Annotated in this window: 13 protein-coding genes and 1 pseudogene; 6 read left to right on the forward strand and 8 right to left on the reverse strand. The window is 67.6% G+C overall.

From position 1 onward, the window contains the following. A pseudogene (locus ABI385_RS01390) lies at positions 1-543 on the reverse strand (hypothetical protein); the annotation flags it as partial. A 420-nt stretch (positions 544-963) separates the two neighbouring features. Between ABI385_RS01390 and ABI385_RS01395 the strand changes: the two are divergent. Continuing rightward, the gene (locus ABI385_RS01395; RefSeq protein ID WP_348101941.1) at positions 964-1689 is read left to right on the forward strand and encodes an HAD-IA family hydrolase; all 726 of its coding nucleotides are present in this window, start codon (positions 964-966) and stop codon (positions 1687-1689) included. Positions 1690-1747: 58 nt separating this feature from the next. Here the strand turns inward: ABI385_RS01395 and ABI385_RS01400 are convergent, their stop codons facing one another. Then, positions 1748-2155: a DUF4233 domain-containing protein gene (locus ABI385_RS01400; RefSeq protein WP_348101942.1), complete on the reverse strand. Its 408-nt coding sequence runs from the start codon at positions 2153-2155 to the stop codon at positions 1748-1750. A gap of 98 nt (positions 2156-2253) precedes the next feature. Between ABI385_RS01400 and ABI385_RS01405 the strand changes: the two genes are divergently transcribed. After that, complete coding sequence (locus ABI385_RS01405; RefSeq protein WP_348101943.1) at positions 2254-2676, forward strand: DUF664 domain-containing protein; 423 nt, start codon at positions 2254-2256, stop codon at positions 2674-2676. Between the two features lie 39 nt (positions 2677-2715). Here ABI385_RS01405 and ABI385_RS01410 read toward each other — a convergent pair whose 3' ends face one another. Together ABI385_RS01410 and ileS are read right to left on the reverse strand one after the other, a co-directional pair. Beyond that, the gene (locus tag ABI385_RS01410) at positions 2716-4095 is read right to left on the reverse strand and encodes a folylpolyglutamate synthase/dihydrofolate synthase family protein (RefSeq protein ID WP_348101944.1); all 1380 of its coding nucleotides are present in this window, start codon (positions 4093-4095) and stop codon (positions 2716-2718) included. A gap of 37 nt (positions 4096-4132) precedes the next feature. Then, complete coding sequence (gene ileS, locus ABI385_RS01415) at positions 4133-7378, reverse strand: isoleucine--tRNA ligase (protein ID WP_348101945.1); 3246 nt, start codon at positions 7376-7378, stop codon at positions 4133-4135. 284 nt (positions 7379-7662) lie between these two features. Between ileS and ABI385_RS01420 the strand changes: the two genes are divergently transcribed. Further along, positions 7663-9039, forward strand: coding sequence for an FAD-linked oxidase C-terminal domain-containing protein (locus ABI385_RS01420; RefSeq protein ID WP_348101946.1), 1377 nt, complete (start codon positions 7663-7665; stop codon positions 9037-9039). 201 nt (positions 9040-9240) lie between these two features. Next, on the forward strand, positions 9241-9774 hold the full coding sequence (locus ABI385_RS01425) for an NUDIX hydrolase family protein (RefSeq protein ID WP_348101947.1): 534 nt from the start codon (positions 9241-9243) through the stop codon (positions 9772-9774). 32 nt (positions 9775-9806) lie between these two features. Here ABI385_RS01425 and ABI385_RS01430 read toward each other — a convergent pair whose 3' ends face one another. Further along, positions 9807-10787, reverse strand: a complete 981-nt coding sequence (locus tag ABI385_RS01430) for an NAD(P)H-binding protein (protein ID WP_348101948.1) — start codon at positions 10785-10787, stop codon at positions 9807-9809. Positions 10788-10944: 157 nt separating this feature from the next. On the opposite strand from ABI385_RS01430, the gene ABI385_RS01435 reads away from it, so the two are divergent. Beyond that, positions 10945-11700 carry an AAA family ATPase gene (locus tag ABI385_RS01435; protein WP_348101949.1) on the forward strand — a complete coding sequence of 252 codons (756 nt, stop codon included), beginning with the start codon at positions 10945-10947 and terminating at the stop codon, positions 11698-11700. Between the two features lie 10 nt (positions 11701-11710). Beyond that, the gene (locus tag ABI385_RS01440; RefSeq protein ID WP_348101950.1) at positions 11711-12073 is read left to right on the forward strand and encodes a nuclear transport factor 2 family protein; all 363 of its coding nucleotides are present in this window, start codon (positions 11711-11713) and stop codon (positions 12071-12073) included. Here ABI385_RS01440 and ABI385_RS01445 read toward each other — a convergent pair. Genes ABI385_RS01445 through ABI385_RS01455 form a run of 3 tightly spaced genes read right to left on the reverse strand, consistent with a single transcriptional unit; the run spans position 12062 to position 13410 of the window. Then, on the reverse strand, positions 12062-12481 hold the full coding sequence (locus tag ABI385_RS01445; RefSeq protein WP_348101951.1) for a VOC family protein: 420 nt from the start codon (positions 12479-12481) through the stop codon (positions 12062-12064). The two genes, ABI385_RS01440 and ABI385_RS01445, sit on opposite strands and share 12 nt — an antisense overlap. 35 nt (positions 12482-12516) lie before the next feature. Next, positions 12517-12945, reverse strand: coding sequence for a VOC family protein (locus ABI385_RS01450; RefSeq protein WP_348101952.1), 429 nt, complete (start codon positions 12943-12945; stop codon positions 12517-12519). Positions 12946-12993: 48 nt separating this feature from the next. Then, positions 12994-13410, reverse strand: coding sequence for a helix-turn-helix transcriptional regulator (locus ABI385_RS01455; RefSeq protein ID WP_348101953.1), 417 nt, complete (start codon positions 13408-13410; stop codon positions 12994-12996). Between the last annotated feature and the right edge of the window lie 3 nt (positions 13411-13413).

Raw genomic sequence — 13413 nt, forward strand, 5'->3', positions numbered from 1 at the left:
CAGCCCGCGGATCTCGCCCGGCCCGGCCACCATCGCCAACGTCAGATAGGCGTCCCACACCGCCGGCACCGCGGCCGGCGTCAGCTGGGGGTGTAGGCGGGCCATCTCGTTCAGACAGACCGCCGCGTTCGACACCTGCACCCGCCCGTCGACCAGCGCCGCTCTCAGCGGGTGCGGTTGCGTCGTTCCCGCATCTGTCGCACCCCTGCTGGCCGTCATCGTATCGGTGACCACCCGGAACAGCCGGGCCGCGCCACCATTGGCCGCCAACGTCGGCGCATGCTCGCACACCCACCCCACTCCCGCCGACCCCATCGACACCGCCGACGTGGACGTCTCGCCGCGGTCCACCGCCTCGGCCAGGACCGCGACCCGGGCCGCCTCCACCGCCCGGGACAGGTCGTCGACCTCCCGGAACACCCGACCGAGGTCGGCGCCTTGGGCCTGCCACAACACTGAAGCCAACCCCGTCAACGCCTCCCGCGCCGCAGCAACCGCAGCACGACGGTGGGCCACACGCGGCACGGTCGGGTCTGAAGGCATACCCAAAACCTACAACCGACCACCGACAACCCCCCCCGATCAGCGAACCCGAATCCCGTTGCCACGCCGCCCGGCCCGTCCAAGTTGCCGGCGATCAAACGGTTGTCATGGCGGGGGTCGGTCGGTGGCTCCTACGAGGCCTGCCACAACGCCGACAGTGTGTCAACGCGTCCCGCGCCGTCTCCAGCGTCGTCGACAACATTCGCGATAGACGGGTCTGAAGCCATACGGACGCGCATAACCGACGCCGGTAGAGCCTCGGCAACGATCGGGCGAAAACCGCTGCCGCACATGCTGACCCAATTCTTAACGGCTGGAGCGACCGCTGCCACCCCTTCGTTTGGACCAAGACCACCGACCAAGTCCTTGAGAATGCCAACCGGTAGATCATTTCAATACCGACCCGAGAAAGTGAGTCCCATGACCCAAAATTCGAGACACGGTTCCTACGATGCCGTCCTGTTCGACCTTCTCACCGCCGTGCTCGACTCTTGGAAAGTGTGGAACGCTGTCGCCGGCGACGAAGAGGCCGGCATGATCTGGCGCCACGAATACCTGGAGCTCACCTATGGCCAAGGTGACTACGCTCCCTATGAAGAGATTGTCGCTCAGGCTGCCGAGAACGTGGGTCTGAGCCGAGATTTGGCGAATGATCTCGCCGCCCACTGGACCGACCTTGAGCCATGGCCCGAGGCGCCGGTCGTGCTGGCAAAGATCGCTCGCGATCGTCCTGTTGGCGCGGTCACTAACTGCTCGGAACGCTTGGGGTACACGGCGGCAGCACAGATTCACGTCAACTTTTCGACTGTGGTGACCGCCGAGCGGGCCGGTGTATACAAGCCCCGAGCAGCCGCGTACCAGCTGGCGCTCGACGAACTGGGTCTGCCCGCTCACCGGGTGCTCTTTGTTGCTGGCTCACGGTTCGACCTCATTGGAGCGGGCGGCGTTGGGATGCCGGTCTGGTGGCATAACCGAATCGGCATGTCTCCAGCTGCGAACGCACCGGCCCTAGTCGGCGAGGGAAACTCACTCACGCCACTACTAGCCGTACTCGGTATCGAAGGCGTCTCTGCCCCGAGCGGCGTCAACTCGCTGTCAGCCGGGTCAGCTCCTCACGATGACCATCACGCAACGCCAGAGCGGTAGCAGGAGGATTCGGCATGCGAATATCGTCGCACCGCCAGTAGTCGCCGCTTCCGTTCGGTCAGGCCCCCGAAGACGAGCCTGCCTCGGCAGCGCGGGCCGCATCGGTGGCGTCGATCTTGACGCCTTGCCACAGGCAGACCACCCACAACACCGAAAAGATGATGCCCACAAAGAGCATGGCTGAGAGCACGAACGCACACAGGAAGGTCGCAACCTGGATCAGCCAGCCGAGTGTGACGCCATAGGGCCGGCGCATCATCCCTGCGGCGAGGATGCACAGCACCGCGAGGCCCGTCCCCACCAACAGGTATGTCGACGCAGCCGGTTCCCCCCGGGACGCGGCGATCCCGCGTGCGACAAGGGCACCGAACAACACGATCACCGACTGTCCGCCCAGCACGGTGGCACCCATCCGCCAAGTGAACTTCCCCGTAGTCCCGTAGAACGGGAGAGAGGTACGCGCCATGAGGAAAGGGTATGTCCCGTCTCGCCCTTGGCTCATCGGTGTCGATCACGTCAACAGTCACTCGTCGTATGCATGTCGCCTCACCTCAGGAGCCATCCTTGTACCGCACCACCTCCCTCGACCACTTCGTGACGACCGCTGAGAGAGCAGCTCTGCGCTCCTTCCTCACCGCTCAGCGGACGAGTGTGCAGGCCATCGTCCACGACCTGGACGAGCACCGGCTCGGGACGGTGGTCGCCCCCTCGGGGTGGTCGCCGCTGGGGCTCGTCGAGCATCTCGGGCATGCCGAGCGATTCTGGTTCCAGTATGTCGTCGTCGGGTCTGCCGAACCACTGCCCTGGCCCGACAACACCGACGCGGCCGACCAGCCAACGCAGCCCCTGTCCAGATCGCTCGCCCGCCCACATAGTCAGGAGGGTCCCGACGAGGTCCGTGACCTGCGATCGGTGGTGCTGCACCTCGTCGAAGAGACCGCCCGCACACCTGGACACCTGGACACCTGGACATCGCGCGTGAGCTGATCGACGGCGCCATCGGTCTCGGCCCGCGTTGACCGGCGGTCAGGTGTCGTTGGCGCCCAACAGGAGACGTGCCTCCGCAGCCGTGACGACCGAGCCGGTGACCAGGACGGCGCTCCCCATGCCGCCCTCGTCGGAGAGCCCGGCTGCGAGGTCCAACGCGTCCGGCAGGTGAGCGGCTTCGTGCACGCGCTCCTCACCAAAGATCTCTCGAGCGATCACCGCCAGATCCGACGGTGGGATGGACCGTGGTGAGCTGTTGCGGGTGACGACGACGGAGTCGAGGACCGGTTCGAGGATCTCCAGCATCGCGGCCGGCTCCTTGTCGCCGAAGATCGCGACCACGCCGACCAGGCGGGTGAACGAGAAGGCGTCCTCGACCGCAGCGGCGAGCGCACGCATACCGGCTGGGTTGTGCGCGGCGTCGACGAGCACCGTCGGTGAGCGTCGGACCACCTCGAGCCGTCCCGGCGAGGTGACCTGGGCGAAGCCCTCCCTGACGACCTCGAGGTCGAGGCGCTGCTCACCTCCGCCGACGAACGCTTCCACGGCCGCAAGCGCGGTCGCGGCGTTGCTGGCCTGATGTTCTCCGTGCAGGGGCAGGAACACCCCGGGGTAGTCACCGGCGAGGCCCCGGAACGAGAGCAACTGTCCCCCGACAGCCACCTCCCGAGACGTGACACCGAAGTCGTCCGACTCGAAAACCAATCGTGCGCCCACAGATTCGGCACGTTCGACGAGGATCTCGGCGACGTCACGTTCCTGGACTGACGAGACCGCGATCGCGCCGGGCTTGATGATCCCCGACTTCTCGAGAGCGATCTGCTCGACGGTCGAACCGAGCAGCCGCACATGGTCGACGGCGACGGGAGTGATGACCGCCACCTGACCGTCGGCAACGTTGGTGGCGTCCCACGCACCCCCCAGGCCGACCTCCACGACGGCGACGTCGACGGGAGCGTCGGCGAAGGCCGCATAGGCAAGAACGACCGACATCATGAAGAAGTTGAGCCGGCTGCCGCCCTGCTCCTCGGATCGTCGGTCGACGAGCTGCACCACAGGGAGCACCTCCTCGTAGACCTCGATCAGGCGCTCCGGCGAGATCGGGTCGCCGCCGACGGCAATCCGCTCACGGAACGAGTGGAGGTGCGGTGAGGTGAACCGACCGGTGTTCAGTCCCATGGCGCGTAACAGTGAGTCGATCATCCGAGTCGCCGACGTCTTGCCGTTGGTCCCCGTCAGATGGATGACCGGGTAGGCGCGCTGTGGGTCACCCAGGAGATCCATCACCCACTGCACGCTTTCGAGCGACGGGTCGATCGTCGTCTCGGGCGTGCGCGCGAGGATCTCGCCCTCGACCTCGAGAAGTCGCCCGATGATATCGGGATCCGGTGTGCTCAGTCCGCTCGGCCGGTCGGTCATCGATCCTCTTCCTCGTGCGCCACCAACGTGTGTGCCGTCACCGTTTCACGACCATGATCCGTGCGACGCTGCCGTCCCCGACGGTGGCGACCGAAACCCCGTCACCGAGAGCGAGATCGTCGAGCCGGGGCGAGGATCCGAACTGGGTGGCCAAGGTCTCGCTGACGATATGGTCACGGTGCGCCATCGTCGCGTCGTAGACCTCGTCATCCCCGGTGATGGTCAACGAGATCCGGTCGCTCACGTGCAACCCGGTCTCCCGGCGCCCCTGCTGCACCGCGCGGACGAGGTCGTTCGCCAGGCCCTCGCGAGCCAGCTCCGGCGTGACGTCGGTGTCGAGGACGACGAACCCCCCACCCGGGAGCATGGCGACAGCGCGCGACGCAGTTCCCGAGGCCTGGTCCACCACCGTGTCCACGGAGAACTCGCCGTCCTCCAGTGCCAGCCCACCCGCAGTGACCGTCCCGTCCTGCGCCAAGGACCAGTCGCCGGACTTCGAGCCACGGATGGCCACCTGCACGTCGCGGCCAAGGCGCGGCCCGGCAGCCCGGGCGTTGACGGTGAGCCGTTGCGTCACACCGAAGTCCGCCTCACTAGCCCGAGCAAGGTCGACGACGCGCACATCTTTGACGTTGACCTCGTCCTGGACGACAGCCACAAAGGCCTCGAGCCCGCTCGGGTTGGCGCTCACGACGGTCAACGACGCCAACGGCAGTCGGGCCCGCAGCTTGGCCGCCTTGCGCAATGCCGAGGTCGTCGAGCAGACCTCCCGGGCACGGTCCATCGAGTCGACCAGTGTGGGGTCGGCGGGCAGCTCAGCAGCAGCTGGCCAGTCGGTCAGGTGCACCGAACGCTCCCCCGTGAGGCCACGCCAGATCTCCTCGCTGGTGAGGGGTAGCAGCGGGGCGACCACGCGGCAGACGGTCTCCAGGGTCGTGTAGAGCGTGTCGAACGCCGCTTGCGCAGACGCGTCCTCACCGCCCCAGAAGCGGTCCCGGGAACGGCGGATATACCAGTTCGTCAGCACGTCAAGGAACCCGCGCATGGTGTCGCAGGCGTTCGCGATCTCGTATGCGTCGAGCTGGTCCGTCATGGTCTGGGTGAAGTCGTGCAGCTTCGCGAAAAGATAGCGGTCCAGCACGTCCGTGGACGAGGTGGACCACTGCGCACGGTAACCCTCACCGGAACGAGCAGCGTTGGCATACAACGAGAAGAACGACCAGGCCTGCCACAGCGGGATCATCACCTGACGGACGCCGTCGCGGATCCCCTGCTCGGTGACGATCAGGTTGCCCCCCCGCAAGATCGGCGAGGACATGAGGAACCAGCGCATCGCGTCGGCGCCGTCGCGGTCGAACACCTCGGACACGTCCGGGTAGTTGCGCAGCGACTTGCTCATCTTCTCGCCGTCGGAGCCGAGGACGATCCCGTGAGAGACGCACGAGGAGAACGCCGGTCGGTCGAACAACGCGGTCGCGAGGATGTGCAACGTGTAAAACCAGCCCCGGGTCTGCCCGATGTACTCGACGATGAAGTCGCCCGGGAAATGGTGCTCGAACCAGTCGCGGTTCTCGAACGGGTAGTGCACCTGGGCGAACGACATCGACCCCGAGTCGAACCACACGTCGAGCACGTCCTCGACGCGACGCATGGTCGAGCGGCCCGTCGGGTCGTCGGGGTTCGGCCGCGTGAGGCGGTCGACATGAGGCCGGTGCAGGTCGGTGACCTCGACGCCGAAGTCGCGCTCCAGCTCCGCGAAGGACCCGTAAACATCGATGCGCGGGTATTGGGGGTCGTCCGACTTCCACACCGGAACAGGACTGCCCCAGAACCGGTTTCGCGTGATCGACCAGTCGCGGGCGTTGGCGAGCCACTTGCCGAACTGCCCGTGCTTGATGTGGTCAGGGGTCCACGAGATCTGCTCGTTGAGCTCGAGCATCCGCTCCTTGATCTTGGTGACCTCGACGAACCAGCTCGAGACCGCCATGTAGATCAAGGGTTCGCGGCACCGCCAGCAATGCGGGTAGGAGTGCGCGTAGCTCTCGCGCCGCAGCAGGACGGTCCCCGCCGTCGTGGCACCGGTCTCCCCCTCTCCCCTGGTTCGCGCCTTGAGGTGGTCGATGATCGGCGCGTTGGCGTCGAAGACGAGCATCGCCTCGTACTCGGTGACGGGGTAGGTGAACCGCCCGTCGGCACCGACTGGCATGACCGGCTCGATCCCGGCCGCATCGGTGACGACCTTGTCCTCCTCACCGAACGCACCGGCGGTATGGACCAGCCCGGTGCCGTCCTCGGTGGTGACGAAGTCCGCCGAGAAGACGCGGTGTGCGCGTTCGTGGCCGAGGTAGTAGTCGAACGGGGGGGTGAACCTTCGTCCGAGCAGGTCGGCGCCCTTGAGTCGCTCGACGACCCGGGCGTCGAGCGAGGCCACCTCGACGTCCGGCCCGAAGAGGTCCTTGGCATAAGTCGCCAACCTGGCCGCACCGATGACGTAGCGCTCGACGGTGCCGGTGACGTCCGACTCGACGACCACATAGTCGATGTCCGGTCCGACCATGATCCCGAGGTTCGCCGGGAGCGTCCACGGCGTCGTGGTCCAGACTAGGGCTAGCTCGCCCGTCTCCAACCGCAGCCCCACCGTGACGGCCGGGTCCTGGCGGACCTGGTAGACGTCGTCGTCCATCCGTAGCTCGTGGTTGGACAGAGGGGTCTGGTCGTTCCAGCAGTAGGGCAGCACGCGATAGCCCTCGTAGACCAGACCCTTGTCATAGAGCTGCTTGAACGCCCAGATCACCGACTCCATGTAGCCGGGCTCGAGCGTCTTGTAGTCGTGGTCGAAGTCGACCCACCGCGCCTGCCGGGTGACGTAGGCGCGCCAGTCGCCGGTGTAGCGCAGCACGGACTGGCGGCAGGCGTCGTTGAACTTGTCGATGCCGAGCTCGAGGATCTCCTCCTTGGTCTTGATCCCCAGCTGGCTCATCGCCTCCAGCTCCGCGGGCAGACCGTGGGTGTCCCAGCCGAACCGGCGCTCGACGCGACGACCGCGCATCGTCTGATATCGCGGGACGATGTCCTTGACGTAGCCGGTGAGCAGGTGGCCGTAGTGCGGCAAGCCGTTCGCGAACGGCGGACCGTCGTAGAACACGAACTCGTTGGAGCCGTTCTCCCCGGCTTCCCGGTTCTCCACCGACGCGACAAAGGTCCCGTCCTCGTCCCAGAACTGCAGCACCCGCTCCTCGATCTGCGGGAAGCGCGGGCTGGAGGTGACGTGCGGATAGGCCATGGCGGTCGGGGCTCCTGCGGGTGATGGGCGTGCTGCTCGTCTCACGAGGACGACGTCGCCGGGGACTCCCGGCGGCACCGCGGTGCCACCCCGCTTGCCGCACCTCCACCGGTGACCCGGGACGACGCACGACCGCTCTTGCCGAAGGCGTTGACGGGCCCACCCGTCCGGTTCTACTGAGGCCCGCCGGTATGCGCGTGGGCCGGTTCTTCCGGAGGCTCGCCGCTGATGACGGCTCAAACGCCTGTGCGCGTAAGTCTAGGGCACGCGCATACAGTGGAGGAATGAGCTCGAGCGCCACCCGCACGGGTAACGCCCCGGCCGGGCTGAGCCCGCGAGCCGTGGTCACCGACCGCGACATTGCCGCCGCATACGCCATCGACGCCTCGCTGGGCTCGACGGCACCGGACGCATACAGCGTGGTCCGCGCCCGCGACCGGGCCGACGTCGTGGAGGTGCTCCGGCACGCTCAGGAGCAGCGCATCCCGGTGGTGCCCCAGGGCGCTCGGACCTCGCTCGCCGGCGGGTCGACGGCGAGCGAGGGGTGCATCGTGCTCAACGTCGAGGCGCTCGACGAGATCACCGAGCTGGACGAGCTGGAGCGATTCGCCGTGGTCCAGCCCGGTGTCGTCAACGCCGACCTCAAGAAGGCGGCGGCGGCCGTGGGGTTGGCCTACCCCCCGGACCCGGCGTCTTCGGCGACGAGCACCATCGGTGGCAACATCGCGACCAACGCCGGCGGCCTGTGCTGCGTCAAGTACGGCGTGACCGCTGACTACGTGCGCGGCCTCGAGGTGGTCTTGCCGGGCGGCGAGGTGATCCGGACCGGACGGCGGACCGCCAAGGGTGTTGCCGGGTTCGACCTGACCGGGTTGTTTGTCGGGTCCGAGGGGCTGCTCGGTGTGGTGACGTCGGCGGTCGTACGCCTCGTGTCAGCCCCGGACCCCGCGCTGACGGTGCTGGCGACATTCGACTCCCTGGACGCTGCGACAGCCGGGATCCTCGCCCTCCGACGCGACCGTTTCGGACCCAGCCTGCTCGAGCTGCTCGACGCCGCAAGCATCTCCGCGATCCAGCAGATGGCTGACTACGGTTTCCCCGGTGACTGCGCGGCCGCGCTGATCGTCTCCTCCGACCGCCCCGGACACACCTCCGAGGACGTGCAGCGGTATGCCTCACTGCTCGACGACGCAGGTGCCACGGACGTCGCCGTCGGTGACGACGCACAGGAGTCCGACGCCCTGCTGGCGGGCCGGCGGGCCCTGCACACGGCGTTGGAGGTCAAGGGACCGCACTTCACCGAGGACCTGTGCGTTCCGGTCGCCCGGCTCGCCGACCTGATCCGGGCCGGCGAGGAGATCAGCGCTCGGCGCGGCGTCGACATCACCCTCTCGGGGCACGCCGGTGACGGGAACGTCCACCCGTGCTTCTTCTTCACTCAAGGCGATCCGGACAGCCAGCACCAGGCCCAGGACGCGTTCGGGGACCTCGTCGTCCTGGCTCTGGACATGGGCGGGACCATCACCGGAGAGCACGGCGTCGGAACGCTGAAGAAACACTGGCTGGCCCGCGAGCTCGGTGAGCCCGAGCTCGCCCGGCAACGCGCGCTCAAGGCAGTCTTCGACCCGCTGGGGATCATGAACCCCGGCAAGGTGCTCTGACCGGGCCCCTCCCCACCGGACTCACGTCCTCGACCACCGAGCTCACGTCCTCGACCACCAGACTCGCATCCTTGTGGACCGGGCTCACGTGTTCCTCGGTTATCGGGGCCCTGAGCTGCTGTAACCCACAGACGTCTGAGTTCGGTGCCGAACCCGGGCCGGCGGGCACCGGCATACCGGGCGGCTGGTAGAAACGACGACATGACCGAGACCGAGACGCGCGGAGGCTGGCTCAGCCGCGAGGAGCTGCGTGACGCCCGGGAGCGGCTGCCGATCGTCTACGTCGAGGCCGTGCCTGTACGCGTGGACGACCGTGGCGTGGTCACGCAGATCGGGCTGCTGCTGCGGGCGTCCGCCGAGGGGACGGTCGACCGCGAGCTGGTGTCGGGGCGGGTGCTCTACCACGAGCGGATCCGTGACGCGCTGCTACGGCACATCGAGAGCGACCTCGGCCCGCTGGCGATGCCGCGGATCCCGGTGTCGCCGCAACCTTTCACGATCGCCGAGTACTTCCCCACGCCGGGGGTGACGCCGTTCCACGACCCGCGACAGCACGCGGTTGCCCTGGCGTTCGTCGTGCCGGTGCTCGGGGACTGCTCTCCCCAGCAGGATGCGCTCGACCTCGCCTGGCTCACCCCCGACGAAGCAGCTGCTCTCGCCGCCGTAGGAGACATGAGCGGCGGTCATGGTGTGTTGCTGCGTCAGGCGCTGGCGCACGTCGGCCACCCGGTCTGAGCCGGCAGGGCAGCCGTCGGCGGGTCCGCCCGTCAGGTCCTCGACCAGGCAGGGTCTCCGGCGGAGGGCGCGGCCGGGTCTCCGCCGACGGCTGCCCCGTCCGGCGCCATACCGAAGATCTGCCGTGCCCGGACGATGGCCTGGCGCGCACCCAGCGTCGCCCGGTCGGGGTCTCCGAGCTGAGTTCGCGCCTCGCCCTGCGCGACCATGTCGTCGCGCAGGCTCGACATCAGCGACTCGACCGTCCCGGTGTCGACGTCCGTGAGCTGACCGGCCACGATGCCGACCACGTCTGCCGGCAGCCCCGGGATCGGCAGCTGGACCCGGCGCAGGCCGGCGACCTCCGCATACAGGGACAGCAGCTCTGGATAGGTCAGTCGGTCCGGTCCGGCTATGTCGATGTGACCGGTGACCTCGGGTTGCTCGACCGCCTGGGCGAGGTAGTAGACGGCGTCGGCGATCGCGACAGGTTGAACCGTCGTGTGGCGCATCCAGCTGGGGATCGTCTGCACGAGGGGGAGGTTCTCGCTGATCTGCCGGACGATCTCGAAGCTCGTCGACCCCGACCCGATGATGATCGCGGCGCGCAGGGACAACGCCGACGCGTGCGACCCGGCGAGGATCTCCTCCACCTCCAGGCGGGAGTCCAGATGCTCGGAGAGGTCCCCGCGAGGGATGTCGGGGATGATCCCCGACAGGTAGACGACCCGTTTGACCCCGGCGTGATCGAGAGCGTCGCGCATGTTCTCGGCGGCCTCGCGGTCCGTCGCCTTGAAGTCCGCCTCCTCCAGCCCGTGGACGAGGTAGACGACGGCATCAACGCCGCCGGCGGCGGTGACCACGTCGCGAAGGTCCAGGACGTTCACCCTGCGCCAGGCGACGTCTCGGTCCCACGGGTAGGCCGGTCGAGGATCCCGATGAAACGTCGCCGCGACGTCGTGACCGCGCGAGAGCAGCTCGGGGATCAGGCGGGAACCCACATACCCCGTCGCACCAGTCACCAGAACTCTCACCCGCCGAGCATCCGTGGTCGTCGGCAAAGGTGCAAGTCAGCAGACCACCAAAGCGGAGGTCTGCTGACGTGAGGAAAGCAACGGCGGTCCCGGCATCGGGCGGCGCCCTCAGATCCGGGGACCGCGCCCTCAGCCCTCGCCCCGTACTCTCCTGCGCATGGCGGTAGGCAGGGCTTCGAGCTGGATGGACCCCCTGCCGGTACGCCGCATCGTGCGCCGAGAGGGCGCCTCGCTGCCCGCGGACCGGTGGCCGCTGACCCTTGCCCCGATCGCCCAGCTGCTCGACCGGGGGCTGGACCTCGGCCGGTCGACGGTCCTCGTCGGGGAGAACGGGGCGGGCAAGTCCACCCTCGTCGAGGCGATCGCGATCGCGTACGGGCTGTCACGGGAGGGCGGTTCCACGGGCGCGCGCCACTCCACGTATGCCAGCGAGTCGCCGCTGCACGACGCGATCGCGCTCGTTCGTGGGGCCGGAGCATCCCGCTGGGGGTACTTCCTGCGGGCCGAGACGACCCATGGGCTGTTCACCTATCTGCACGACAACCCCGGTGACCGCCCGGAGCCGGACTTCCACGCGCTGAGCCACGGGGAGTCGTTCCTCGCAATGCTGGGCACCGAACGCTTCGACGGCAAGGGCCTCTTCGTCCTCGACGAGCCCGAGGCCGGCCTGTCGTTCACCGCCCAGCTGGCCCTCGTGGGGTCGCTGCACGCGCTGACCAGCCAACCTGGCAGGCAGGTGCTGCTGGCGACCCACTCGCCCGTGCTGGCGGCCTTGCCGGGGACGACGATCCTGCAGCTGGACGACACCGGGATCCGGGAGACCCGCTGGGAGGACCTCGACGTCGTCGACCACTACCAACGTTTCCTCGACGCCCCGCAGCGTTACCTGCGTCACATCGTCGACGAGGGGTAGAACGGTGGTCATGCCCACTGCTGCAGACGCCGACTCCTGGGTGACTCGCTACGTGACCGCGTGGAACACCAACGACCCCCAAGACATCGGCGCCCTCTTCACCCAGACCGCGACCTACTCACCAGCGCCCTACCAGCCGTCCTGGCAGGGTCGGACTGAGATCGTCGAGCGCTGGCTGGCCATCCGCGACGAGCCGGGTGAGACAGAGTTCGAGTGGACCGTCGTCAGCATCTGCGACGACCTGGCCGTCGTCACGGGGACAACCCGATATCCTCGGGCGAGCTTCAGCAACCTCTGGCTCGTCCGGCTGACCGACGAGGGCGAGTGCCACGAGTTTGGCGAGTGGTGGATGGAGCACCCGTCAGGAGGGTGACCTCGGCTGCGCCGAACCCGTCGTCGGCCTCGCTGTCGCCCGGCGATCCCGCTGGACAACCTGCAGGATGTTGCCGAACGGGTCACGGAAACGGAACATCGGCGGCACACCGCCGGGGATCTCGGTGATGTGCTCGTCGACGTCGATCCCACACTCGCGCAACCGGCCGTGTAGGGCTGTTACGTCGTCGCAGGCCAGGCTGAGGTTGGTGTCTCCGCCGACTGTGCGCCACATACCGCCTCGCGGAAGGGCCAATGCCATTGTTGTGACCGACCCCGGCGGAGCTACCTCGATCCAGCGGAAGCCCGCGCCGGGAGCAAAATCGGCGCGCAGCTCGAGGCCGAGCGTGTCGCGGTAGAAGGTGAGAGCGAGGTCTTGGTCGGCGACCGGGATGACGATGCTGGCCACTGATCGTATCGAGGACATCTCAGCGGGCGAGGCCATCACCGTGCTTCTCTTCCACCGCGCTGGACGGAGTCGATGAGAACGATCCAGTTGCCGGAGTTGTCACGGCACACGGCCTCAGTTCCATACGGGCGTTGTTGCGGCTCCTGGACGAACTCCACCCCTTTGGCAGCCAGTTCACGATAGGTGCGCTTGCAGTCGTCGACAGTGAAACCGAGGCCGCGCCACCCGCCGGCGCGCTGTGCGGCCCGCAGCTGCACCACCAGGTCGTCGGGCAGGGGTGGGCCGAACTCGACGAGACTGAGCAGCAGCTCGGGTTGGCTGGCCAGGCCGATGGCGCACCAGCGGAAGCCGCCGTCCAGCACGACGTCATCGCGCACCTCGAACCCGAGCACATCGAGGTAGAACTCCAGCGCCTGCTGCTGGTCCTGGACGAACACATTCACGATGCCTACGTTGGTGATCACCTCGCAACGATACGTAGGCAACAGCGAGGACTGCTTCTCCTGTGTTGCTCAGCTATCGACCTTCGGACAGCGTTGTAGCCCCCACATGAGGATCACGCACCCGGGCACACGGGGCTGGTCACGAGCGCGCCAACGCCGCTGGAACTCCGACGGAGATACTCCGACGCGTTCGGTGAACGTCGAAGAGAACGAGCCGAGCGAGACAAACCCCACCGTGTGGCAGACCTCGGTGACGGTCAGGTTCGCAAAGCGCAGCAGGTCTTGCGCCCGCTCGATGCGTCGCTGCCCTAGATAGGCACCGGGAGTGGTGCCGAACAACTCGGTGAACCGACGAACGAAGTGGGACTTCGACATGAACGCCGCCGCGGCGATGCGATCCAAGCTCAGCTCATCGTCGGTGAACTCGCGGTCCATGAGGTCCCGTGCCCGACGCAGGCACAGGACGGAGTCCACCTCGTCTCGCACCGG

It is taken from the genome of Lapillicoccus sp. (genome assembly GCF_039935575.1).
Lineage (GTDB): Bacteria > Actinomycetota > Actinomycetes > Actinomycetales > Dermatophilaceae > Lapillicoccus.

What these genes read in the sequence shown, in the direction of transcription:
- ABI385_RS01395 (WP_348101941.1), top strand. Translation starts at nt 964, where the DNA reads ATGACCCAAAATTCGAGACACGGTTCCTACGATGCCGTCCTGTTCGAC.
- ABI385_RS01400 (WP_348101942.1), bottom strand. Translation starts at nt 2,155, where the DNA reads ATGGCGCGTACCTCTCTCCCGTTCTACGGGACTACGGGGAAGTTCACT.
- ABI385_RS01410 (WP_348101944.1), bottom strand. Translation starts at nt 4,095, where the DNA reads ATGACCGACCGGCCGAGCGGACTGAGCACACCGGATCCCGATATCATC.
- ileS (WP_348101945.1), bottom strand. Translation starts at nt 7,378, where the DNA reads ATGGCCTATCCGCACGTCACCTCCAGCCCGCGCTTCCCGCAGATCGAG.
- ABI385_RS01420 (WP_348101946.1), top strand. Translation starts at nt 7,663, where the DNA reads ATGAGCTCGAGCGCCACCCGCACGGGTAACGCCCCGGCCGGGCTGAGC.
- ABI385_RS01425 (WP_348101947.1), top strand. Translation starts at nt 9,241, where the DNA reads ATGACCGAGACCGAGACGCGCGGAGGCTGGCTCAGCCGCGAGGAGCTG.
- ABI385_RS01435 (WP_348101949.1), top strand. Translation starts at nt 10,945, where the DNA reads ATGGCGGTAGGCAGGGCTTCGAGCTGGATGGACCCCCTGCCGGTACGC.
- ABI385_RS01440 (WP_348101950.1), top strand. Translation starts at nt 11,711, where the DNA reads ATGCCCACTGCTGCAGACGCCGACTCCTGGGTGACTCGCTACGTGACC.